The 21,794-nt window shown below is 60.2% G+C and carries 23 protein-coding genes and 1 pseudogene; 10 read left to right on the top strand and 14 right to left on the bottom strand.

Features of this window, described 5'->3' with window-relative positions; all coding sequences use genetic code 11:
• Window positions 1-7: 7 nt before the first annotated feature.
• The 6 genes from mraY to rsmH form a co-directional block, all read right to left on the bottom strand.
• On the bottom strand, window positions 8-1,114 hold the full coding sequence (gene mraY / locus NWI_RS05405; protein WP_011314344.1) for a phospho-N-acetylmuramoyl-pentapeptide-transferase: 1,107 nt from the start codon (window positions 1,112-1,114) through the stop codon (window positions 8-10).
• Window positions 1,115-1,195: 81 nt separating this feature from the next.
• Complete coding sequence (locus tag NWI_RS05400; RefSeq protein WP_011314343.1) at window positions 1,196-2,626, bottom strand: UDP-N-acetylmuramoylalanyl-D-glutamyl-2,6-diaminopimelate--D-alanyl-D-alanine ligase; 1,431 nt, start codon at window positions 2,624-2,626, stop codon at window positions 1,196-1,198.
• Entirely contained in the window at window positions 2,623-4,080 is a 1,458-nt protein-coding gene (locus NWI_RS05395; RefSeq protein WP_011314342.1) for a UDP-N-acetylmuramoyl-L-alanyl-D-glutamate--2,6-diaminopimelate ligase, read from the bottom strand. The genes NWI_RS05400 and NWI_RS05395 overlap by 4 nt, the downstream gene beginning before the upstream one ends.
• Before the next feature lie 81 nt (window positions 4,081-4,161).
• The gene (locus tag NWI_RS05390) at window positions 4,162-5,901 is read right to left on the bottom strand and encodes a peptidoglycan D,D-transpeptidase FtsI family protein (RefSeq protein ID WP_011314341.1); all 1,740 of its coding nucleotides are present in this window, start codon (window positions 5,899-5,901) and stop codon (window positions 4,162-4,164) included.
• A complete protein-coding gene (gene ftsL / locus NWI_RS05385; protein ID WP_011314340.1) occupies window positions 5,898-6,278 on the bottom strand; it encodes a cell division protein FtsL in 381 nt (126 codons plus the stop codon). Before ftsL ends, NWI_RS05390 begins: the two co-directional genes overlap by 4 nt.
• A 4-nt stretch (window positions 6,279-6,282) precedes the next feature.
• Window positions 6,283-7,281 carry a 16S rRNA (cytosine(1402)-N(4))-methyltransferase RsmH gene (rsmH, locus tag NWI_RS05380; protein WP_011314339.1) on the bottom strand — a complete coding sequence of 333 codons (999 nt, stop codon included), beginning with the start codon at window positions 7,279-7,281 and terminating at the stop codon, window positions 6,283-6,285.
• Window positions 7,282-7,868: 587 nt separating this feature from the next.
• Here rsmH and NWI_RS05375 point away from each other — a divergent pair.
• Complete coding sequence (locus tag NWI_RS05375; protein WP_011314338.1) at window positions 7,869-8,720, top strand: N-acetylmuramoyl-L-alanine amidase; 852 nt, start codon at window positions 7,869-7,871, stop codon at window positions 8,718-8,720.
• A gap of 405 nt (window positions 8,721-9,125) precedes the next feature.
• Here the strand turns inward: NWI_RS05375 and NWI_RS05370 are convergent, their stop codons facing one another.
• A complete protein-coding gene (locus tag NWI_RS05370; protein ID WP_011314337.1) occupies window positions 9,126-9,704 on the bottom strand; it encodes a hypothetical protein in 579 nt (192 codons plus the stop codon).
• 311 nt (window positions 9,705-10,015) lie between these two features.
• On the opposite strand from NWI_RS05370, the gene NWI_RS05365 reads away from it, so the two are divergent.
• Window positions 10,016-10,258, top strand: a complete 243-nt coding sequence (locus NWI_RS05365; protein ID WP_011314336.1) for a CsbD family protein — start codon at window positions 10,016-10,018, stop codon at window positions 10,256-10,258.
• Between the two features lie 329 nt (window positions 10,259-10,587).
• Here NWI_RS05365 and NWI_RS05360 read toward each other — a convergent pair whose 3' ends face one another.
• Complete coding sequence (locus NWI_RS05360) at window positions 10,588-10,788, bottom strand: hypothetical protein (protein WP_041345410.1); 201 nt, start codon at window positions 10,786-10,788, stop codon at window positions 10,588-10,590.
• A gap of 326 nt (window positions 10,789-11,114) precedes the next feature.
• Between NWI_RS05360 and NWI_RS05355 the strand changes: the two genes are divergently transcribed.
• Window positions 11,115-11,498 carry a hypothetical protein gene (locus NWI_RS05355; RefSeq protein ID WP_011314334.1) on the top strand — a complete coding sequence of 128 codons (384 nt, stop codon included), beginning with the start codon at window positions 11,115-11,117 and terminating at the stop codon, window positions 11,496-11,498.
• Window positions 11,499-11,582: 84 nt separating this feature from the next.
• Here the strand turns inward: NWI_RS05355 and NWI_RS05350 are convergent, their stop codons facing one another.
• Entirely contained in the window at window positions 11,583-11,849 is a 267-nt protein-coding gene (locus NWI_RS05350; RefSeq protein WP_244374987.1) for a hypothetical protein, read from the bottom strand.
• Between the two features lie 1,273 nt (window positions 11,850-13,122).
• On the opposite strand from NWI_RS05350, the gene NWI_RS05345 reads away from it, so the two are divergent.
• Window positions 13,123-13,818 (top strand): helix-turn-helix domain-containing protein, encoded by a 696-nt coding sequence (locus NWI_RS05345; protein ID WP_011314332.1) that lies wholly within the window; start codon window positions 13,123-13,125, stop codon window positions 13,816-13,818.
• A 221-nt stretch (window positions 13,819-14,039) separates the two neighbouring features.
• On the opposite strand, the gene NWI_RS05340 is transcribed toward NWI_RS05345, so the two are convergent.
• On the bottom strand, window positions 14,040-14,864 hold the full coding sequence (locus NWI_RS05340) for a universal stress protein (RefSeq protein ID WP_011314331.1): 825 nt from the start codon (window positions 14,862-14,864) through the stop codon (window positions 14,040-14,042).
• A 183-nt stretch (window positions 14,865-15,047) separates the two neighbouring features.
• Between NWI_RS05340 and NWI_RS17880 the strand changes: the two genes are divergently transcribed.
• On the top strand, window positions 15,048-15,212 hold the full coding sequence (locus NWI_RS17880) for a hypothetical protein (protein WP_011314330.1): 165 nt from the start codon (window positions 15,048-15,050) through the stop codon (window positions 15,210-15,212).
• Between the two features lie 141 nt (window positions 15,213-15,353).
• On the opposite strand, the gene NWI_RS17530 is transcribed toward NWI_RS17880, so the two are convergent.
• From NWI_RS17530 to NWI_RS05320, 3 genes are all read right to left on the bottom strand, one after another.
• Window positions 15,354-15,575, bottom strand: coding sequence for a hypothetical protein (locus NWI_RS17530; RefSeq protein WP_148203789.1), 222 nt, complete (start codon window positions 15,573-15,575; stop codon window positions 15,354-15,356).
• A 321-nt stretch (window positions 15,576-15,896) separates the two neighbouring features.
• Window positions 15,897-16,202, bottom strand: a complete 306-nt coding sequence (locus NWI_RS05325) for an ABC-type transport auxiliary lipoprotein family protein (RefSeq protein WP_011314328.1) — start codon at window positions 16,200-16,202, stop codon at window positions 15,897-15,899.
• Window positions 16,203-16,304: 102 nt separating this feature from the next.
• Complete coding sequence (locus NWI_RS05320; RefSeq protein WP_011314327.1) at window positions 16,305-16,736, bottom strand: CBS domain-containing protein; 432 nt, start codon at window positions 16,734-16,736, stop codon at window positions 16,305-16,307.
• 299 nt (window positions 16,737-17,035) lie between these two features.
• Here NWI_RS05320 and NWI_RS18510 point away from each other — a divergent pair, with 299 nt between their 5' ends.
• The 5 genes and pseudogenes from NWI_RS18510 to NWI_RS16785 form a co-directional block, all read left to right on the top strand.
• Window positions 17,036-17,443: a hypothetical protein gene (locus tag NWI_RS18510; RefSeq protein ID WP_011314326.1), complete on the top strand. Its 408-nt coding sequence runs from the start codon at window positions 17,036-17,038 to the stop codon at window positions 17,441-17,443.
• A 226-nt stretch (window positions 17,444-17,669) separates the two neighbouring features.
• Complete coding sequence (gene fixL, locus NWI_RS05310; RefSeq protein ID WP_011314325.1) at window positions 17,670-19,205, top strand: sensor protein FixL; 1,536 nt, start codon at window positions 17,670-17,672, stop codon at window positions 19,203-19,205.
• Window positions 19,195-19,812, top strand: a complete 618-nt coding sequence (fixJ, locus tag NWI_RS05305) for a response regulator FixJ (RefSeq protein ID WP_011314324.1) — start codon at window positions 19,195-19,197, stop codon at window positions 19,810-19,812. The genes fixL and fixJ overlap by 11 nt, the downstream gene beginning before the upstream one ends.
• A gap of 71 nt (window positions 19,813-19,883) precedes the next feature.
• Window positions 19,884-20,291 (top strand): response regulator, encoded by a 408-nt coding sequence (locus tag NWI_RS05300; protein WP_011314323.1) that lies wholly within the window; start codon window positions 19,884-19,886, stop codon window positions 20,289-20,291.
• 150 nt (window positions 20,292-20,441) lie between these two features.
• A pseudogene (locus NWI_RS16785) lies at window positions 20,442-20,699 on the top strand (phosphoketolase); the annotation flags it as partial.
• 112 nt (window positions 20,700-20,811) lie between these two features.
• Here NWI_RS16785 and glk read toward each other — a convergent pair.
• The gene (gene glk, locus NWI_RS05295; protein WP_011314321.1) at window positions 20,812-21,789 is read right to left on the bottom strand and encodes a glucokinase; all 978 of its coding nucleotides are present in this window, start codon (window positions 21,787-21,789) and stop codon (window positions 20,812-20,814) included.
• Window positions 21,790-21,794: the final 5 nt, after the last annotated feature.

Here is a 21,794-nt window from a genome sequence, read left to right as displayed (position 1 = left end):
GGCTTCATCACCGCAACTTCAGCGTCGAAAGACCCGCCAGCGCCAGCATCACCGAAATGATCCAGAACCTGATCACGATCTGCGGCTCGGTCCAGCCGAGCTGCTCGAAGTGGTGGTGGATCGGCGCCATCTTGAAGATGCGCTTTCCCGTGAGCTTGAACGACGCCACCTGCACGATCACCGACACCGCTTCCAGCACGAACAGGCCGCCGATCACGGCCAGCACGATTTCATGCTTCACCGCCACCGCGATCGAGCCGAGCATGCCGCCGAGCGCGAGCGAACCGGTGTCGCCCATGAAGATCGAGGCCGGCGGGGCGTTGAACCAGAGAAAACCGAGGCCGGCCCCGAGCACTGCCCCGCACAGCACAGCCAGTTCGCCCGCGCCGGCGATGTAGTTGATCTGGAGATAGTCGGCGAACACCGCGTTGCCGGCGAGATAGGCGATCATCGCGAAGCTCGCCGCCGCGATCATGACCGGCACGATGGCGAGACCGTCGAGGCCGTCGGTGAGATTCACCGCGTTGCCGGCTCCGACGATGATGAACGCGCCAAAGCCGAGAAAGAACCAGCCGAGATCCAGCGCCACGTCCTTGAAGAACGGGATCACCAGCGCCGTGGAGAAGGGCTCGCGGCCGAGCCGGGTCAGCGCATAGCACGCGGCCAGCGCGATCAGGAGTTCAAGCAGCAGGCGGGTGCGTCCGGAGAATCCGGCATGGGTCTGCTTCGTCACCTTCAGATAGTCGTCATAGAAGCCGATGAGGCCGAAACCAAGCGTCACCGCGAGCACGATCCAGACATAGGGATTGAGAGGATTGGCCCACAGCACGGTCGACACGACAAGCCCCGACAGAATCATCAGGCCCCCCATCGTCGGCGTGCCCTTCTTGCTGACGAGGTGCGACTGCGGGCCGTCGGCGCGGATCGGTTGTCCTTTACCCTGTCGCAGGCGAAGATTGTCGATGATCCAGGGCCCGAACAGGAACACGAACAGCGCGCCCGTCACCACCGCGCCGCCGGTGCGGAAGGTGATGTAGCGAAAGACGTTCAGAAGCGGCTTGAAGATGCCGAGCCCCGGGACCGTATTGGAAAGATCGATCAACCAGTAAAACATCGGGTATCCCGACTCCGAAGTTCGCCAGTTCTGGCAAGCCTCCCTTGAGCGAACTCCGGATTCAAAGGGGCACCCCGCAACTTACAGAATTTCAGCCGCGCTGCCGGAATATCGCCTCTCGAGCGCGGTCACGATCACTTTCATCCGCGATCCCAGCGAGCCCTTGACCATGATGACGTCACCGGAACGGATCGCCGCCGTCACCTGCGATTCGAGCGCGGCGGCGTCCTCTGCATAACCGCCCCGCCTACCGGAGGAAAGCGCATTCCACAGATTGCGCATCAGGGGACCGCAGCAAAATATCATGTCGACGTCATTGGCATCGATCGCCCCGGTCAGGTCGCGATGCAGGTCCGCGCTTCTGGGACCAAGCTCCAGCATGTCGCCCAGCACCGCGATGCGCCGACCCTGCGTCCCGACTTTGGCCTCGCCGAGCACGTTCAGCGCCGCCGCCATCGAAGCAGGATTGGCGTTATAGCTCTCATCGATCAGGAGCGCCTCGCCGCCCCTCACGGCCAGCGCCCGACGCACGCCGCGTCCCGCGGCCGGCTGCGCCTGCGACAGCGCAAGACCCGCAAGCGCAAGATCAGCGCCGGCCAGCGACGCCGCCGCCAGCACCGCGAGCGAATTCATCGCCATGTGACGGCCGGGCATGCCGAGCTTGTAGGTCAACTCACTGCCGAGGATTTCAGCGTGCACGGCCGAGCCAGCCGGATGCAACGCCAGATCGAGCAGGCGCGCATCGGCCTTCTCGTCCGCGCCGAAGGTGACGATCTTCGCGATGCCGAGTTTCCTGGCGCATTCCTGCAACCGCGCGAACTGCGCGTTATCACGGTTGAGCACGACGGCGCCGTCCGGCTCCACGCCTTCGAAAATTTCCGCCTTGGCGTCGGCGATCGCCTCGACGCCGGAGAAGAATTCGAGATGCACGGGCTCGACCGTGGTGATGATCGCCACATGCGGCCGCACCATCTTCACCAGCGGCGTGATCTCGCCGGCATGATTCATCCCGATCTCGAAGACCGCGAAGCGCGCGTCCGCCGGACAGCGCGACAGCGACAGCGGCACGCCCCAGTGGTTGTTGAACGAAGCCACCGAGACGTGGGTCTTGCCCTGCGCGCCTAGGACACCGCGCAGCGCCTCCTTTGTGGAAGTCTTGCCGACGGAGCCCGTCACCGCGATCACCTGAGCGGCGAGGCGCGCGCGCGACGCCCGCGCCAGATCGCGCAAGGCTGCAAGCACGTCATCGACGACCAGCAACGGCAACTCAAGGGCGAACTGATCGCGCCGCGCGGCCTCGACCACCGCCAGCGCCGCGCCCGCCTTCAAGGCGGCACCAACGAAAGCGTGGCCGTCATGCACATCGCCCTTGATCGCGAAATAAGCCTCGCCCGGCGCAACGGTGCGGCTGTCGATGGAAATGCCGGTGATCGCTGCGGGCAAGGTCCCTCGCCCTTCCGCGCGCATCGCCGCGGCCATTTCGTCCAACGTCCACAACGGGCGCGCGCTCATATCCGCCTCGACGTCAGCGCCGCGCTGGCGGCCTCGTGATCGCTGAACGGCAGCACGCGATCGCCGACGATCTGTCCGGTCTCGTGACCCTTGCCCGCGATCAGCAAGGCGTCTCCCGACTGCAATCCCGCGATCGCGGTCCCGATCGCCTCGGCGCGATCGCCGATCTCGCGGGCACCCGGAGCGGCGGCCAGGATCGCGGCGCGGATCGCGGCGGGATCTTCACTGCGCGGATTATCGTCGGTCACGATCACCACATCCGCGTTATCAGCGGCGATCGCTCCCATCAGCGGGCGCTTGCCTGCATCGCGATCACCGCCTGCTCCGAACACCACCACGAGCTTGCGCTTGGCATAGGGCCTCAACGCCTGCAACGCCTTCGCCAGCGCGTCCGGTTTGTGAGCGTAGTCAACAAAGACCTGAGCGCCGTTGCGCTCACCGATCCGTTCGATCCGCCCCCTGGCGCCTTCGAGATGCTCGAGCGCCGCGAACGCCTGATCGACGTCGCCACCGGTGCCGATGACGAGACCGGCCGACACCAGCGCATTCTCGATCTGGAATTCTCCGACCAGAGGCAGGCGGATGACACGCTCGCGCCCTGCGTGTTCGAGCGTGACCCGTTGCGCAAAACCATCGATCGCCGCCTCGACCAGGCGAATGCCCATCCGCGCGCCGTCGCCACGGCGGCCGACACGCATCACCGGCACGTTGCGCGCGCCCGCCGCTTCGATCACGGTATCGGAGCAGTCATGATCGGCGCAGATCACCGCGATGCCGTCCGATTCGACCAGATCGCGGAACAGCCGCAGCTTGGTCTCGAGATAATGCGCGACCGTCGGATGATAATCCATATGATCGCGCGACAGGTTGGTGAAGCCGGCGGCGCGCACCCGCACGCCATCGACCCGATATTGATCAAGACCGTGCGAGGATGCTTCCAGCGCAAGATGCGTGACGCCTTCGCCCGCGAGCTGATCCAGCTCCCGATGCAACTCGATCGGATCGGGCGTCGTCACCGAGCCGTAGACCGCGCGCGAGGGCGCGACCACGCCGACGGTGCCGATGCTCGCGGACAAATATCCGAGCCGCTGCCAGATCTGCCGGGTGAAGGCCGCGACCGAGGTTTTGCCGCTGGTCCCGGTCACGGCGGCAATGGTTGCGGGCTGTCGCGGATAGAATTTTGCCGCCGCCAGCGCCAGCGCGCGCCGCGGATTCGGCGTTGCGATGAACGGGACGCGCCCGCGCGCAGGCGCATGATCACCGGCGACCGCGACAGCGCCCGACGCGATCGCGGCGTCGATGAACCGCGCGCCATCCGTTTTCGAGCCGGCAAGCGCGAAAAAGAGATCTCCGGGCTTCACCGCGCGGCTATCCGCCGCGAGACCCGTGACGGCAAGCTCGCCGGCCGGCGCGTCCATGGTGGCGTCGTCGCCGAAAAGCTCGCGAAGTTTCATGATCTCCCCAGCCGTAGCTTCAATTTGACGCCGCAGCCCGACGTTTGCCGCGAGGCGCGCTGAAATGAAACAAACCTCGCCCTACTGCGTCGCCCTGGATGCCGCAAGAATGAGGCGCTCGGACGGCGGCAGATCGAACCGGGGCTGCACACCGAGCAGCGGGGCGATGCGCGCGATAACCTTGCCGCCGGTCGGAACCGCATTCCAGCCGGAGGTGATGAAGCCATGGGTTTCCTTGAGCGGCTGCGGCTCGTCCAGCATGACCAGAATCTGGTATCGGGGATTGTCCGCCGGCAGAATCGCGGTGAAAGAATTGAGCACGCGTTTTTTCGCGTAGCGGCCGTTGATGACCTTCTCAGAAGTGCCGGTCTTGCCGCCGACATAGTAGCCTTTGACATCGGCCTTCCTCGCGGTCCCCACTTCGGCGTTCAGTCGCAGCAGAAAGCGCATCTTGTCGCTGGTCTCCTGCTTGATGACGCGCCTGGCGACCGCCATCGCTTCCTCTTCGGTGCGCTTCAGGAAGGTGGGCGGAATCAGCCAGCCGCCGTTGACCAGCGCATCGATGCCCATCACCGCCTGCAACGGCGCCACCGCCATGCCGTGCCCGAACGCGATGGTGACGGTGTTCAGTTCACCCCACTTGCGCGGCAGGATCGGCGAGGCGCTTTCCGGCAACTCCGTGCGCAGGCGATCCATCTGGCCCATCCTGCGCAGGAACGCCTTGTGCGCCTCGACGCCTTGCGCAAGCGCGATCCGCGCCGCGCCGATGTTGGATGAGTAGGTGAACACTTCCTTCATGTTGATGAAGCGACCCATCGAGTGGTCGTCGTGAATCGTGAAGCGGCCGTAGCGCAGCGGAGCACGCGCATCCCACATCGAATTCAGGCCATACCTGCCGGAATCGAGCGCCATCGCTAGCGTGAACGCCTTGAAGGTCGATCCCATCTCGTACACGCCCGTGGTCAGGCGGTTGATGCGATCGGGATCATGCGCCTCCTTCGGATTGTTGGGATCGAAATCCGGCAAGGAGACCATCGCGACGATCTCGCCGGTCCGCACGTTGGAGACGATGCCCGAGGCGGCCTTGGCCCGATAATGATCCTTGGCTTTCAGAAGCTCGTCGCGCAGCGCGTGCTCGACACGCAGGTCGATCGACAACTCCACCGGCTTCTGCAGGCGGTCGGTGGCGAAGCCGGCGCGGTGCAGGTCAGCGAGCCCGTTGCTGTCGAGCCACTTCTCCATCCCGGCGATGCCCTGGTTATCGATGTTGACGAGCCCGATCAGGTGCGCGACCTCGCGCCCGCTTGGATAAACGCGCTTGTTCTCGCGCAGGAAGCCGATGCCGGGAATGCCGAGACTGTGAATTTCCTTTTGCTGCGCAGGGGTGATCTCGCGTTTCAGCCAGACAAAACCCTTGCGAGTGCCAAGACGCTGTCGAACCTCGGAGGTCTCCAGATCCGGTAGCGTCGCCGTCAGCAACTCGACCGCCTCGTCCCTGTCGATGAGGCGGCGTGGCTCGCCGAACAGGCTCGGCGACTTGATATCGGTCGCAAGAACCTGGCCGTTGCGATCGATGATATCGGGCCGCGCCGTGGCGATCGCGTCCTGCGAGGCGGTCCGGCGCCCTCCACGATCATCCGGAAAGGCCGCGAACATGACAAGACGCGCCGCGACCACCGTATAGATCAGCGCGAACAAGATGATGACGAGACCGACGCGCACCCGCGCCTTGGCGGCGCGATCCACATTGCGGCCGTAGAGCAGATTGCGGATCAGGCGCTGACTCCAGAGCGCCGGCGGAAGCCTGTTCTGGCCGATCATTGCGGGGCCTCCTGCGACGGCAGCGAGCCGGTGATGACGTCGGGATCGATAATCTCGATCATGGCGCCGATCGGATCGGAGGTGCCGGGCGGCACCAGGCTTGGCGGCCGCTCCGGCAGGTTCTTCAAAGAATCGAACTGTCGGGCTTCAATCGGCTTCAGCTTCAAATGCCGTTCAGCCAGAATTCGCAGACGCTGCGGCGCATCGAGCCTCGCCCATTCCGCGCGCAGGACCGCGATCGCCTCGCGCTGCTCGCGCACCTGAGCCTGAAGCCGCGACACACGCTCGGTGCGGGAGGTCGAATCCATCTTGATGCGGTAGACATACGATGCCGCATAGACCAGCGCGCAGACGACGAGGAAATGGATGATCCGCACCTCATCAGCCTCCGCGCATCACGTTGGCGAGCGACGGCCAGGCCGGAAGCTCGGCGCCGTCATCAATCGCGGCCGCATCGGTACGCTCGGCGGCGCGCAGCCTGGCGGAGCGCGCGCGCGGGTTGGCCTGGACTTCGTCGTCACCCGGCGTCAGCGGACGCTTGGTCAGAATGGCAAAGCTCGGCGGCGCGCGTTCGATTTCGGGCCGATGGCGCGAGCCGCCGCCCGTCTTGCCGCGCCAGGCCAGGAAATTCTTGACGATGCGGTCTTCCAGCGAGTGAAAGGACACCACAGCTAGCCGGCCGCCTGGCTTCAGCACGCGTTCCGCCGCGGCCAGCGCCGCGATCAGTTCGTCAAGTTCCTCGTTGACGAAGATCCGCAGAGCCTGAAACGTCCGCGTCGCCGGATGAATCTCGTGCGGCTTCGCGCGAACCACCTTCGAGACGATATCGGCCAGCGCCCGCGTGGTCGCGATCGGCCCGTGTCGCCGTGCCCCGACGATGGCGCGGGCGACGGCGCGCGAGCGACGCTCTTCGCCGAAGATGTAGATGATATCGGCGAGATCGGTCTCGGAGGCGCGGGCCACGACCTCGGCCGCGGTCGGCCCATGGCCGCTCATGCGCATGTCGAGCGGTCCGTCGAGACGAAAGGAGAAGCCCCGACCGGCCTCGTCCAGCTGCATCGAGGAGACGCCGACATCCATGACAACGCCATCCACCGCGGCGGCGTCCTGCGCCGCGCAGACCGCGGCGAGATGAGAGAAGCGATCCTCGACCAATATCAACCGGCCGCCGGACTCCTCCACCAGGCCGGAGCCGCCGGCAATGGCGGTTGGGTCGCGGTCGATCCCGATCACGCGGGTCTCCGCGGTTGCGAGAATGGCGCGCGAATAGCCTCCGGCCCCGAACGTGGCATCGACGTAGACGCCGCCGGCCCGCGGCGCCAACATGGCGACGGCTTCCCGGCCGAGCACGGGCACATGACGAATCGGCGGCGCCGTCATGATCGCGCCTCCATCCGCAGATGCCTCGCTCTCGCCACGCGTGCGTTCATCCGATCCCGACCGTCCGGAATTCAGCCGCCCGCTCCCACCCTGAAGCCGGCTTCCCCCTGCAAAACCGCCCGGACCGGCTCCCAACCGCGTTTCCACAAGGAGATGAGCCGGCAAAACCGGTCTTCCGCATGGAGTTTGAAGGGTTGCCATGGGGATTTCGAACGCAATTGGGACCTCGGCCGTCCCGATGCCGGTTCGGCTCTTCACCCTGAGTAACGGCGTTTAGCGTTAAGAAAGCGTTGATGGGCTAGCGTGGCGGTTCAGACGTTCCGAAGTTCACTAAAGAGCGTGCTGCAAAATGAGACGAGCTTCGGATTCGGGACACGACGCGGGAATCGAGCCGTTGTTTCCATGCGCTGTGGTGCAGCACCCACACACTTCACCGAAAAGCCCAAACTGTTAACAGAAAAAGGCGAAAAGGGGGCCCCCGGTCGATTGCAAGCCCAATTACCCCTAGCGGATAATGATCCTAATGATTCGTCGATAAACGGATACGTGCTCTCCCGTGCTTCCTATTGCCTGATTTGGATCGTTGCATGTTCGCGTCTGTCAGTCCTGACATCAAACGTCGACGCCCTCTCCCGGTCCCCAAGGCCATTGTTGGAATGCCGACTTTCGTCCCGGACTCATCCCTCGTCTCCGACACGGTGCCGTCCTTGAATTTCGGCGACCGCGCCAAAGGTCGGCAGCCGGACATGATCGTGCTGCATTATACCGGGATGCCCGACGTCGAGGGCGCGCTGGCGCGGCTGTGTACGTCCGGCACCGAGGTGTCGGCACATTACGTGGTGCTTGAGGACGGTCGCGTTGTGCAATGCGTTCAGGAGTCAAAGCGGGCCTGGCACGCCGGCGTCGCTTCATGGGCGGGCGAGGAAGACATCAATTCCTGCTCGATCGGAATCGAAATCGTCAACCGTGGCCACGACTGGGGCTACCCGGCTTTCCCGCTACGACAGGTCGCCGCCGTTATCGCGCTATGTCGCGGCATCATTCATCGACGGGATATTCCGGCTCATCGCATTGTCGGCCATTCCGACGTTGCGCCTGCGCGCAAGAAAGACCCCGGCGAAAAATTCCCGTGGCATTCGCTGGCGGATTCAGGCGTCGGCCACTGGATCCGGCCCGCGCCCATCGTGGCGGGCGAGGTGCTGAAAACCGGCAGCGAAGGCGACGACGTCCGTGCGCTGCAGCAATCGCTGGCGCGGTACGGCTACGGCATCAAGGCAACCGGCAAGTTCGATACCGCGACGATGGAAGTGGTCACAGCCTTTCAGCGTCACTTCCGGCCCGCGAAGGTCGACGGGATCGCCGATCAATCGACATTGACCACGCTGCACGCGTTGCTCGACAGCCTGCCCGCGCAAAAAGCATCGAACGGAATTCGCTGACAGCGAAACAGCTTTCAAGTTCAGCGGCCAATTCGCGGTCGATGAATATAGCGTTTCCAGCGAGGCGGATGACGTTCGCCGAATAATGCTCCAAGTTTCGAATCCATTCGATGCGGGCATTCGTTCAGCTTTCGGGTTCCGCCAATCAATGGTTCGTGGGGTCTCCGTCATGACGATGGAAAAACCGGCGAAAGAGGCGTATGATTCTTGTCAGTGGCACACGCCGGGTGACAACCGGCCACGACGGGGATGATGGACGTAGCCTATTTTGCCGGTTTCAGGCTGCGGCACCAACGCATTGGCACGCGTTTTGTCTAACCCGTTCCCGGCGTGTGCAGCCTTCCCCTGACTTTAACGTCCTGACTTTAACCCACGGCCGGGCCGCCGGATGTCAGACGCGTGACGTCAGTCCGGTAGTCCCGCAACGAATTCCGGCACCTCCAGACCGGAGTCGGCAAAGAAGGACATGACGGCCGCCTTCGACCAATACTGCTCGATGAGCAATCTGGCGAAACGCTCCTTTTCCCGCGAGAACCTCGCCGTGAACGTATCAATACTGTCCGGCTTCTTGCCAAACATCGCGCTGTCCCACGACTCCCCGTTGAAAAAATCCTGATCAAGGACCATTCGCTCCGACACGTCGCGGCTCTCCTCCTCGCCGCGCCGGGCGAGCACGGCTTGCGATACTTCCGTGATCAGTGTGAAAAGTCGCGCCTGTTCAACGAGCAGATCCTGAGTCGGAAAAACATTCTCCACCAGCAGGCCCGGAACGAAATCCCGCGCCAGCGACGTCGCAAGCTGCATCCAGGCATCCTCCGGAGCGCGCGCTGTGATCTTGTAGAAGTCGAACAGTTCCATCCATCGGCCGCGCAGTTCCTCGACCTGGCAGTCGTACCATCGTGACCAGACGGAAAACCGATCGAGCCGTTCATCAGCTTGCCGGGCGGCATCGATCCGCCCCAGCAACGCCAGATCAACCCGCATCGGATTTCTCAACCTCTCCGGAAAATCCGGCGGGCGGTACTCCTCAGGATCGTGCGTGAACTCGGTCGAATCAGGATCGGGGAAAGACGTTCTGTATGTTCCGCTTCCAGCTCTCTTTTCCATGATGACGCCTTCCATTATGCAGCCTGGCCCGACACGGGACAGCATCTCCGGCCGGTGCGGAAACCGTCTCTTCCTGCGGTTCACTGCCGCGCTCCGAGGGTGCGACCTTTCGTCCTTTGCGTAGCGACGGAACAAATTTTGAACTTATCTATTTTCCCAGTGCGCCATAACCCTAGAAGGAGGGAACAATGGACTGGGACCGGATTGAACAGAACTGGGATCAGGTCAAGTACAGAGTCCGAGATCAATGGGGCAAGTTCACTTTCGACGACCTCTGGCAGATCTCCGGAAATCGCGAGCAACTCGAGAGGAAACTGAAAGAGCGCTACGGCTTCCACGAGGACTTCGCGAAAAAACAGGTCGATGACTGGTATGAGAAGGCGCAATCGTGGCCCGATACGAAAGGACCAGCGCGCTGGCAGGGATATTAGGAGCCATACGGCTAAGGGGAGAGCCGGCTAGCCGCAACACTTAGCCAGAATGAATGTCTCGTGATGAGCTGGCGCGTATTCCGTATCGCATAACCGCTCTCCGCCTTCGGAATACGCGCTCGGTTGTGTTGTTGATTTAGCCGGACGCCATGTCGGAAGCTCTTTTCGGGTCACGATCGGGCTATCCAATAGGCCTCTTGTCTTAGCGGCCCCCACCCGTCTTAGTGATTGTCTTAGTGACCCCACCGCCTCTTCCACAATCAAATATGCGCTTACACGCGCGCACCGGGTCGCTATCAGTTCCGGCGAAGATCCCTGATCTCACGGGCTTATTTTGGCCGCTGCATCTTTGGCGAGTTCGCCCACGCATCGATTCTTGCTGCCGTCTTGGCGCTCTCGATTCTCTTGATCATCTTTTCTCGCTCTATACCGTCGGGCGACTCCTCGGCTTTTTGTCGCGCTTCAGCAAGAAAATCAAAGAGGCGATCCTGAAAAGGCCTGGTCTGTTTGTAACGGCGCCGATGAGGCATGGCGTTCTCCTTTCGCTTCTCCAAGGAAGGGTTGGCTGTGTCCGGTTTGTTTTGGACGCCCGGCACCGTGCATGGGCGGCCTGTCAATGTGCGGCAAGCCTGATGGTTCCAAAGTTCACGTTCCCGGCAGCGACTTTGGGGAGCCCGGAGGCTGACGGGTTCCGGTAGTCGCTGTTACTGGCTCTCGCCCTATGGTAGGCTGTCACCTGGTTGGAGAGTTGCAGCATTTCCTCGGGTTGATCTTTAGTCGATGATGCAAACTGCGCGCCGATATCGGCGATGCTCTCCAGTCAGCCGGTACGAAACTCTGAATTATAAGAGAAACAATGAACTTAATGCTGACTGGTATCTTTGGCCTTGCCGGCCTTGTTTTGAGCTACGGATTTTCCGTTCCTCCGGAGCTCACTGCATTTCGACTGATAGCGCCTGTGGGAGTCATGGCGGGATATCAGGCGGGGCAGCTTGTCGGCAGGCTCGTCAGGCCACGCCCCAAGAGGTTTCTCATTCTAAGCGTGGGCATCCTGTTCTGCTTTTACTTTACGTTTGCCTACATCCAGTTGAGAGCATCGAGCCCGTCGGATATCGCGAACCTGAGCGTGTTGTTTGGTCTGTCTTTCTTCTGGCTGGGATTCTTCCTGCCCTTCACACGCGCCCCGAACCAGATGAAAACCCTTTTATCCAAGGCACTCGCGAAGCGCTCCGGGGACTGACCGTTTGTTTTAAAGCTCGGCCATCGAGCGAGCACGGGCGCCAGCCCGTTTCAGGGCTGGCGTATCGGTCGCTCGCGCGACGGTTCAAGGCAGAATCTGGTTTGTGCGGATTTTGATGTTCTCATCACCGCCCTGTTCAACCTTCTTGTCGAGTTCCTTCCGCTTCTCGTCGGTGAGTTCCTCCATCGTCTTACCGGTTTTCTTCTTCGCTTCCTCGTCGAGCGATCCACCTGAAATATTGTTAACCCCGGTAGCATCTGACATAATCGCTTCTCCCTTTCCTTCGTCGTGTGGGGAGATAACCCGCGCCTTCGGCATGCGTTCCGACCGAGCTGCCGCGCCTTTTTTCATCTTTCACGCGTCATTCTTCGCTAAAGATGCAAGACATGCACGCGATGCGCCTTGTAGCGGGCGCATTGAACGCTGTGTTGATCGTGAAGGACTCGGCCATAGCATGAATGCGAGCGCGTATTCCTGCGGCTTCTCATAAGCGATGGAGTCCAACGGACGTGCATTAAATCCGTTCGGCGCGCGTACCCTCCGACGCCATGTGATTAAGATCACGGTTCGGATCCACGGTAAGGTTCATCCTGCAGGTCATGGGGACCACGAGGTCTCATCCCAGAGCAGGAGGAATGGACCATGACTTGCGGAACACGAGAGACCGTCACGACGAGGTATTGGGGCGTATGTTGGAAATGGGGTGTTGTTCCTTATCCCTGTAGGAAAACGAAAACTGAAACAAAGTATCATTATGATTTCCTGCCCTGGCGCACCCGGTTCAGTTGGTCTCCCTTTCGTCGCAGCTACGAGGGGTGCTGCAACGGGATGCTTTTTGGATGGTCCTATTGGACGTGGTCGCCGTTCGGCACCGGTAATGGCCCCTGGGTTTACCAGACACTGACCTATTTTTCCGATTCAACGATCGGTTCGGTCGGTTCTTGCCCCTTCAACGAGAGGACAGCCACGCAACCTGAGCTGACCATAGCCAGCGGCTCGATCGTTCCGGCTCAAGCTGCTGAGAAGCTCAAAGAGGACCATGGCTGCCCCTGTCCCTAGTGGCCGGATTCTAACATTCGCATCCGTTTCAGCGTGCCTTCTTCGCGAATGATAGAGCGTTTTCAAGCGAAGTGGATACCGGTTCGCGTGAAGAATACGCGTCAAAACAACAATATAGAGCCTCGCTTCTGATTACATCAGAAGCGAAAAGGCTCTAGAACCGAAGGACCACTAGCAATATAAGCTGCTAGCGGAGTTCTGAATTTGACATTCGCATCCGCGACGCGCGGCCAAATGGGTCGCGAATGTCAAGTTCACTCCACTAGCCGGGCGGTCAATCCCGCATTGCGAAATGCGGTTCGCCTTTCGTCTAGCCATGGCGATACGGCCGCATCGTCATTGACGACGGACATGCCAACCGCCCCGGAATGCCTCGTCGAGCTTGATGAACGGGGGCGCCGTGCTTGCCGGGAGGATCGGGCCCGCAAAGCGCCACCGCTCGCCGGCGTCCTCGAACATTCACCTCCGTAAGACCCCTTAGGAGGCTGCCCTTAGGATATCGACCGAAATACGCCTGCGCGCCCGCATTTGGTACACGAAGCCATCCGCATCGAGAGATGGCGACATGCACACCCAGACGATCTCCGCTCCGGCCGCCAGGATTCTCGACATTCCGCACGCCACTGCGGCTGAACCGGTTGATCCGTTCAGCGCGATCGCCCGTTGCTCTGGCGTGATTGCAACCGAGTTTTCCTACAAGAAGGATGAAGAAATCTACGGTGAGGGCGAACCTTCCGAATATCTCTACCAGATCAGCCGGGGCGCGGTCCGCACCTATAAACTCCTGAGCGACGGACGGCGGCAGATCGGTGCATTTCACCTGCCCGGCGACATCCTCGGCCTCGACCCCGGCCCTGAGCACCGGCTCACCGCCGAGGCAATTGTGGACACCGCCGTTCGCCTGGTGCCCCGTCGCAGCATCGAAAAAGCCGCAACATCGAACGTCCATGTTGCCCGACTTCTCTGGACGATGACAGCGATCGAGCTTCGACACGCCGAAGATCACATGTTGCTTCTTGGCCGCAAGACCGCGATGGAGCGCGTCGCGACTTTCCTGCTGGAGATGGATCGCCGGCTCGCCAAGGCAGGCATGATGGCGCTCCCGATGTGTCGCCGCGACATTGGAGATTACCTGGGCCTGACGCTCGAGACCGTCTCTCGGGCGCTATCCTACCTCAACGACCAGGGCATCCTGATGTTCTCGAGTGCGCGCCAGATCGCACTGCGCAACCGAGCTCGACTGTCCGCGATGGAGGCATGAGGTTATCTGCCCGGCTCGCCGCAAGAAATGCGGCCAGAAAACAACTCTCAAAAAATACGACTGGGACATGGTCCGATTCAACTTGATCGGACCATGTCCGGTATTCGCCGCGCCGACCTGCTCCTCGGAAGCATCCGTCTGCTTTTTCTGTTGAGAATACAGAGGCGATGCGGATCAAAGAACTTCCGTCATAACGGATGCAGGTCCGGCACTTCGTTGCGTCAATGAGACATCAGACAGCAGATCGGGCTCGTGTTGAGCAGATCGCGTGTCATGCCACCGAACATCCATTCATTGAGACGGCTATGGCCATAGGCTCCGGTGACCAGAAGATCAACCCCGTCACCACGCGCCCATCCGATGAGCTGCTCCGCGGCAGAGCCGCGAGAAGTCTGTATTTCGACCCGTGACTCCGCCTTGATCCTGTGCTGCGCGAGATAACGAACGACGTCATCGACACGATTGCGCGCGGTCTCCATCTCCTCCTTCCTGCATATTTCCATGACAGTTACGCGCTTCGCCTCGTGAAGAAACGGCAACGCATCCTGTACCGCCCGCCGCGCCTCCCGCGTATCCTTCCATCCGATCATGACATGCTCGGCGGCAAGAGATTCCACCACCGCAGGCACCACAAGGAAAGGACGGCCAGCTCCTAGAATTGCAGAACCGACATCGAGGTTTCGATACTTATCTCCCGACAGCTTGTCGCCTTCGACCACGATCAGATCAGCACAGCGTGCTTCACCGATCAATGTCTCCGTGGGAAATGCGATGGCTGATCGCCATTCAACCTGGCGGGCGCTTCCGGCCGCGGCCTGAACGATGCTACCGGCATCGATGAGGCTTTCTTTCATATTCTCAATATCAAATTCAGCCGCATTCGCGACAGTCACGATGCCAGGCGCGGCAAACGGTGGGAAAATCGCGACAGCCGACAAGCCGAGTAATCTGGCGTCGAACTTATCCGCCAGACTCGCCGCGACGCCGACAAACTTCTTGGAGACGTGATCGACATTGACCCAAACCATCAGTGTTGCATAGGACATATCAGCCCCTCCTCTGCGAGAGTCTCTCATGTTCATGCATCGGCCGATTGATCCAAATCAAGATTCAAACAAGCTTCGCGGTACGGATTTCATCGCGGGCGTGGACGCCTTGACCTAAGTCAACGAGATCCGGCAGCGCTTTGTTAGAAAGAGCCGGCACCTTCATTTCATCGGAAATAAACGATGCGCATCGCAAACTCGTCATTGCTGGTGATGCGCTATCCTGTCGAGGAGCTTGAGGAGTCCCTCGCCGAAGGAACCATGACCGGGCATCCCAGCATGCCGCAGTTCCAGTTCGAAGCCGATCAGATCAACGACTTCATCAAATTCCTTAAGTCCCTGGAGTGATCCGCGCGACCCAGCAGGAACATCGTGCATGCTCTTACTGCCGATGATTCTCTCCGAGGATTTCTTCCCAGATTGCCGAAGTCTATGAGGCTTACGGCCGGGGACCATCTCATCATGATGGCTTGCCGCCGTCATGCTCACCTATTCGACCACGAGATTCGTAAAGAAGGGCTCGATGATTTCAGCGCCGGTTGGGCTTCTTCCTTCAGACGAACGGAATGTGACGAACTCATTCCTGCATTCAAGGCACTTCCAAAGCTGCTGCACCTGATGCGGATCGAAACGCTCATCCCACTCAAGATAGATCAATCGTGATCCACACCGCGCGCAAGTCCCGTCATGATCCTTGATGATCTCTGCCATCGCAACGCTCCCTTATTTCCTGCCCCCTTTGATGTTCTGGCATTTTCGAACAAAGCGTATCCCCGAACCTGAAACGAGATCGGATGACCGGTTCGCGTGAAGATCACGCGTCAGATCAAGATCTGGAAAATCCCCGCTTCTGACTCCATCATCTGACGGAAAGGTTCTACGCAAACTACGGAGCTTGCTCGCCGGGATGCTGATCCAGATCAAATAAGCCCAGCGGTGGCCTCGCACCGCAATCGTGGCTTCTCATATCGCTTGACGCAACTGAAAAAGACGTGGAACTGGCGCTGTATAATGACTTGACGGTCCAGGCGATCATGTCCTTGGCGATCCGTCGAATGCCTCGTTGAATGCTGCGCTGGCTGTATCCGGTTCGATTGTTCTCAGCTTCTGCGTTTCTTCGAACAACCGCGCTGCAACCACCTTGACATCCTTGTTCAAGCCGATATCCGCCACCGGTTCCGGATCGGTCGTGATCTGAAAGCGCCGGACATCGATCAGAAGTTGATGATCTGCCTGCACGCCATCCATTGAGCGCAGGGGCGCATGGGCAATATCGTAGTTCTCAAAGCTCTCAAGCAGCTTGGCCTGCAGCAGATTAGGAATGCTGTCGGCCCACATCGCCTCCGCGAACTCGGGGCGCTCCCCGGCCGGCGAAACAGGAAACGCTGCGTATCGAGCTTGATCACCGCCGTCGGCCCGAGATTGAACTGTACGGCGTGGCTAGTCGCCACGCGTGGAATCCCGCAGCGCGCGCATGACATCTTCGCGCGAGATGATGCCGACCAGATTCCGGCCACCCCCCATAACGGGAATGCTGCGGAGCCGGTGCTCGACCATCAACTGCAGCACCCGCGCCAGCTTAGTCGTCGGCCCCACATAGATGAATTCGTGGATCATCACATCGGAAACGGCTCGTCTCATAAGCTCATCATAATGCGGAACGACTGAACTGAGCGTGATGGCGAAACATTTGAGGAAATCGAACTTTGTCACCAAACCAATGGCTTCCCGCTGGTCATCGACAACCGGATAGGCATTGAAATCATCGCTGGCGAACAGATCGTTGAGTTTGTCCATCGTCAGGTCGCACGACACCGTCCTGACATCGCGTGTCATGTAGCGATCGACTGTCTGTTCGAGAAACTGATGCAAAATGTCACCCGATCAGCATTATCAAGCCTACGGCAAGCGCGGGTCGGCGCGCGCCAATCCATGCTGCGCGCGCCCGATCTCTCAATCAGACCACCGTTCTGGCTTCGATCGCCTGGCCTGCGCAGGCGCAGGCTTGGGGACCGCAGCCTCCAAACGATGGCGCTTGAGCGGCGTCATCTCACCACGCCTCAGCGGAAATGTTTTTGATCGAGGTCAAACACAGCGGCTATTGCGCCGCAATAAACACCCGCGTTACGGTTCGAGGCGACGGGCGTGACGCGTTTGCCCGGAGATATTCCATGCGCGCGATGGTGCTCCCGGTTCCACACGGTCTCCTTTGGGAGAAGCGACGTTGGCGCAAGGAGCCGCCGTGCTTCAACCCTGACCTGATCCCGAACATGATAGATCCGACCGCACAAGACGCAGCCACCCAACGGGACGTCCTCGCCTTCCTGGCCACCCTCACGACCTATGGCGGCGCCGACGACGTTCGTCGCATCGGCACCCACGCCGCCGTGGTCTTCCTCGCGGGCGATCGGGTATTGAAAGTCAAACGGGCCATCCGGTTTCCGTTTCTCGAGTATTCAACACTGGAGAAACGGAAGGTGGCCTGTGAAGAAGAGAACAGAACCGATCACCCCGCCCTCGCCAACGCTCCGCGCGATCGGCGGCAGGCAACAGCAGAGCTACGACCTCGGTCCGCTTGATTGGCACATCATCGACGCCTCAGGTAACGATTCAGCAAACCCTGCGACGCTGCTCCAATGAAATGTCCGCCAAGATTAGAATGGACCTTTGACAGAATGATGAAGCCCAAGGCGGCTTCTATAAGTAGCAGTCACGACTGCGGATAGCCCCATGATCTGGAATACAAGAAGTTCATGATTCAGGTATAATGGATTTCAATGAAGCTTTCCGCTCCGGAAGGAAAACGTGACGAGCGACGATCTTTCATCCTTGAACAACCTGTTCCGCGACGAGGATTTGCAACGCGGCATCGACAAGTCAGGGGTCGGCATCTGGGATCTCGATCTCTCGACCCGAAAACTGTTCTGGTCCAACCCCGCGCGAAGGCTTTTTGGCGTCCCGGAGAACATCCCGGTCAGTTACGATCTATTCCTCTCCCTGCTCCGACGGGATGATCGAGCGCGCACCAAACAGGCTATTCAACGGTCGATCACGACCGGATGCAGGTTCGATCTTCAATACCACATTCATGGGACACTTGAGGGAAGTCGCTGGATTCGGGCACGAGGCGGTCTCGTCTTCAACGAAGACGGAACGCCACAGCGCCTGAGCGGCGTGATCCTCGATATCGACCATCAGAAGTCGATCGAAGAAGCTCTGATCGCGCGCGAAGACCACTTGCGCTCGATTCTCGATACCATTCCCGATGCGATGATTGTGATTGACGATCGCGGCATCATGCAGCACTTCAGCACCGCAGCAGAACGTCTGTTCGGCTATTCGGAACACGAGGCCATTGGCCAGAATGTCCGCATCCTCATGCCCGAGCCGGACAGCAGCCGACACGACGGCTATCTGGCTCGCCATCAATCAACCGGCGAACGGCGCATCATCGGCATCGGACGGGTGGTCACCGGAAAACGCCGCGATGGGAGTACCTTTCCATTGCATTTGTCCGTCGGCGAGATGCACTCCGGTGGAAAACGGCATTTTACCGGATTTGTTCGCGATCTCACGGAGCATCAGCAAACCCAGGTCAAGCTGCAGGAACTGCAATCCGAACTGTTTCACGTATCCCGCCTCAGCGCCATGGGTGAGATGGCTTCGGCTCTTGCTCACGAGTTGAACCAGCCGTTGACCGCGATCAGCAACTACATAAAGGGATCGCGCCGCCTTCTGGCCGCGAGCACCGATCCCGACATCGCGAAGATCGAAATGGCGCTGGATCGCGCCGCCGACCAGGCCATTCGCGCCGGCCAGATCATTAGACGACTGCGCGATTTCGTCTCACGGCGGGAATCGGAGAAGCGCGTCGAAAGCCTGTCGAAGCTGATGGAAGAAGCCAGCGTCCTCGGTCTCGCGGGCGCCCGCGAACAAAACATCATCCTGTTGACTGATCTGAATGCGGACTGCGATCGCGTCCTCGTCGACCGCGTGCAAGTTCAGCAGGTCCTCGTCAACCTCTTTCGAAATGCCCTGGAGGCGATGGCGAAATCGCCGAAACGGGAACTTACCGCCTCCAGCACGAAAGCCCCGGACAACATGGTCGAACTGTCCATATCGGATACCGGCCATGGCTTCAGTGAGGAGGCGGCGGCAAACCTGTTCGATACTTTTTTTACGACCAAGGAATCCGGAATGGGCGTGGGACTTTCCATCAGCCGATCGATCGTGGAAGCCCACGGCGGCCGAATGTGGGCCGAAACGAATGATTCAGGCGGCGCTACGATGCGACTGACTTTGCCCATAGCATCGATCGGGGATTTTCCGGATGTCACATAAGGGAAATGTTTACGTCATCGACGACGATCCGACGATTCGGGACTCGCTCGACTTCCTGCTTGGCTCGGCAAACTTCGACGTCACGCTGTTCGACAGGGCCGCTGACTTCCTCGATTCTCATTCCGGTCTTGGTTTTGGCTGCGTCGTGTCCGACGTACGCATGCCCGGCATCGATGGAATGGATCTGCTTCGGCGCCTCAAGGCTCATGCCTCTCCCCTGCCCGTCATCATCATGACCGGGCACGGAGATATCCCCCTCGCCGTCGAAGCGATGAAGCTGGGGGCGATCGATTTTGTCGAAAAGCCGTTTGAAGATGAACGGCTTATCGGAATGATCGAAGCGGCCCTCGAGCAGGGTCCGGATCAGACGAAGGGTGATTCCATTTCGGCTGAGATCGTATCGAGAATAGCGACTCTCAGCCAGCGGGAGCGTCAGGTCATGGATGGGCTCGTCGCGGGACTCTCCAACAAGCTGATAGCCCGAGAACACAATATCAGCCCCAGGACAATCGAGGTGTACCGGGCCAATGTCATGACCAAAATGCAGGCGCACAACCTGTCGGAACTGATCAGGCTTGCACTCCGGGCCGGCATTCTGAGGGCTTGAGGTAAATCAAGCGATCCTGCTGCAACGATTGTATCATTCGGGAGTTAGCCAGCGAACTGCCCGACATCCCGATGATAGACACAATCGCAAAGAACACAGTCGTCAACCACACGGTCGGCGTTCTGGACGACGATCCTGCTGTGCTTCAATCACTACGATTTCTACTCGAAACCCATGGGTTCAAGGTTCGTACGTTTAGTTCCGCCCTGACGTTGCTGACGTCCATTGACCCGGACAATGTCGATTGCCTGGTGATCGACTACAAGTTGCCAGACATCGATGGGCTGAACGTGGCTGAGCGTCTCCGTGAACGAAATGTTGCGGTACCTATCGTTCTCGTGACGGGACATCCGCACCAGCATATGGCGAAGAAGGCCGCGGCCGCGGGCATAGATCATATTCTGCTCAAACCTCATCTGGGGGACAACCTCGTGACACACGTTCAAGAGGCCATTTCCCGCAAATGCGCAGACAACTAGCGATCCGTCGCGGCGGTTGAACCCTCAAGGTTGCGATAGCTCAGCATCGGATCGTACTTCCGTTCCAGGTACTTGATCGCGCAGACACCGTGAATGCTCACTCAGGCCCTGTTGGAGTTCCGAGCATGGAAACCGCAGCAGCATAGGTGAGCCACTTCCAGTGAACTTGATCTGCTCGACAGGTACTGGCGCGCCGCCAATTATCTATCGGTCGGACAGATCTACCTTCTCGACAATCCGTTGTTGCGCGAGCCTTTGAGCCCCAGGCATATCAAGCCACGATTGCTGGGGTATTGGGGCACGACACCGGGCCTCAACTTCATCTACGCGCATCTCAATCGCGCGATCCGCGCATTCGATCTGAACATGATCTACATCTGCGGGCCCGGCCATAGCGGACCCGGCATGGAAACGTCATAGAGCATGGTCCGGATCAAGTTAAATCGGACCATGCTCCGCAAACTAAAGTTTGGTCGCCCTTCTTGCGGCGAACAGATCATCCACTTCGCCGGAAAACGCTCTAGGATTCTAGTCTCGCGAGACGCTGCAATCCAACGAAAGCAGGGTCAGGGTGAGTAATCACCCAGGACGGGATGGCCGCAACGTACGCCTGGAAACGCCCCTTCGCTTCGAACCGCGTGCGAAATGGCGAGCACGCCAGATACTCCCTGATCCGCGGGGCGATGCCGCCGCCGATATACACGCCGCCACGCGCACCGAACGTCAGCGCGGCATTTCCAGCAACCGTGCCCAGCATGGCGCAGAACATGTCAACAGCCTCCCGGCTCGTCGGACAACTCCCACGAAGCGCCGCCTCGGTGATCTCGCTTGGTTTGCGCGGAGGCACGACAAGATGATCGAGGGCGGCGAGCGACTGATAGAGATTGACAAGCCCCGACCCGGACAGCGCGCGCTCCACCGAGACATGGCCGAAGCGTTCACGTAAATGCGCGATCACTGCATCCTCCCGCGCATCGGCGCCCGGAAGCGTGACATGGCCTGCCTCCGTGGTGACGGCCAGCGGATCGCGGGGACGCGGCACAAAGCAGGCGAGCCCGAGACCTGTTCCAGGCCCCAACACCACTGCGGGCGCCGCAGAGGCGCGCTCGCCTCCTCCGATCGCAAACAGGTCAGGCGGCGTGAGGTAGGGCAGCGACCAGGCGAGCGCCTTGAAGTCGTTGACGACACGCACGGCCGATAAATCGAAACTCTTTTCCAATCGTCCGGCATCGATAACCCAGCCGCTGTTGGTCAGCACGCTGCGATTCGCTTCCACGGCGCCGGCGACGGCGAGCACCGCGCCGGTGATCGGCAGATCGCCCCGGTGACGGCCGAGGAAAGCGGCCAGCGCCCCGTCGAAATCCGGATAATCGGTGACCCTCAATTTTTCGATCGGCCCCATGTGCTCATCCGTAGCGAGCGCAAACCGGGCATTGGTCCCGCCGATATCTCCCAGCAATATGCGACTTATAGAATCAGCCATTTCAGGATCAGCCATATCTT

Origin of the sequence: Nitrobacter winogradskyi Nb-255, from assembly GCF_000012725.1 — a bacterium.
Taxonomy (GTDB): domain Bacteria; phylum Pseudomonadota; class Alphaproteobacteria; order Rhizobiales; family Xanthobacteraceae; genus Nitrobacter; species Nitrobacter winogradskyi.
The sequence above is the reverse complement of the archived record's forward strand: the minus strand, read 5'-3'. Positions and strand labels throughout refer to the sequence as shown.

Excerpts from the sequence above, each read along its gene's own strand:
- NWI_RS05395 (WP_011314342.1), bottom strand. The coding sequence starts at position 4,080 with ATGAAACTTCGCGAGCTTTTCGGCGACGACGCCACCATGGACGCGCCG.
- NWI_RS05340 (WP_011314331.1), bottom strand. The coding sequence starts at position 14,864 with ATGTCCTATGCAACACTGATGGTTTGGGTCAATGTCGATCACGTCTCC.
- NWI_RS05360 (WP_041345410.1), bottom strand. The coding sequence starts at position 10,788 with ATGCCTCATCGGCGCCGTTACAAACAGACCAGGCCTTTTCAGGATCGC.
- NWI_RS05370 (WP_011314337.1), bottom strand. The coding sequence starts at position 9,704 with ATGCGGGTTGATCTGGCGTTGCTGGGGCGGATCGATGCCGCCCGGCAA.
- NWI_RS17880 (WP_011314330.1), top strand. The coding sequence starts at position 15,048 with ATGCGCATCGCAAACTCGTCATTGCTGGTGATGCGCTATCCTGTCGAG.
- NWI_RS17530 (WP_148203789.1), bottom strand. The coding sequence starts at position 15,575 with ATGGCAGAGATCATCAAGGATCATGACGGGACTTGCGCGCGGTGTGGA.
- NWI_RS05365 (WP_011314336.1), top strand. The coding sequence starts at position 10,016 with ATGGACTGGGACCGGATTGAACAGAACTGGGATCAGGTCAAGTACAGA.
- NWI_RS05300 (WP_011314323.1), top strand. The coding sequence starts at position 19,884 with ATGATAGACACAATCGCAAAGAACACAGTCGTCAACCACACGGTCGGC.
- NWI_RS05390 (WP_011314341.1), bottom strand. The coding sequence starts at position 5,901 with ATGATCGGCCAGAACAGGCTTCCGCCGGCGCTCTGGAGTCAGCGCCTG.
- NWI_RS05375 (WP_011314338.1), top strand. The coding sequence starts at position 7,869 with ATGTTCGCGTCTGTCAGTCCTGACATCAAACGTCGACGCCCTCTCCCG.
- NWI_RS18510 (WP_011314326.1), top strand. The coding sequence starts at position 17,036 with ATGCGCGCGATGGTGCTCCCGGTTCCACACGGTCTCCTTTGGGAGAAG.
- fixJ (WP_011314324.1), top strand. The coding sequence starts at position 19,195 with ATGTCACATAAGGGAAATGTTTACGTCATCGACGACGATCCGACGATT.
- NWI_RS05325 (WP_011314328.1), bottom strand. The coding sequence starts at position 16,202 with ATGTGGGCCGACAGCATTCCTAATCTGCTGCAGGCCAAGCTGCTTGAG.
- NWI_RS05355 (WP_011314334.1), top strand. The coding sequence starts at position 11,115 with ATGAACTTAATGCTGACTGGTATCTTTGGCCTTGCCGGCCTTGTTTTG.
- NWI_RS05345 (WP_011314332.1), top strand. The coding sequence starts at position 13,123 with ATGCACACCCAGACGATCTCCGCTCCGGCCGCCAGGATTCTCGACATT.
- mraY (WP_011314344.1), bottom strand. The coding sequence starts at position 1,114 with ATGTTTTACTGGTTGATCGATCTTTCCAATACGGTCCCGGGGCTCGGC.
- NWI_RS05400 (WP_011314343.1), bottom strand. The coding sequence starts at position 2,626 with ATGAGCGCGCGCCCGTTGTGGACGTTGGACGAAATGGCCGCGGCGATG.
- rsmH (WP_011314339.1), bottom strand. The coding sequence starts at position 7,281 with ATGACGGCGCCGCCGATTCGTCATGTGCCCGTGCTCGGCCGGGAAGCC.
- glk (WP_011314321.1), bottom strand. The coding sequence starts at position 21,789 with ATGGCTGATCCTGAAATGGCTGATTCTATAAGTCGCATATTGCTGGGA.
- NWI_RS05350 (WP_244374987.1), bottom strand. The coding sequence starts at position 11,849 with ATGAAAAAAGGCGCGGCAGCTCGGTCGGAACGCATGCCGAAGGCGCGG.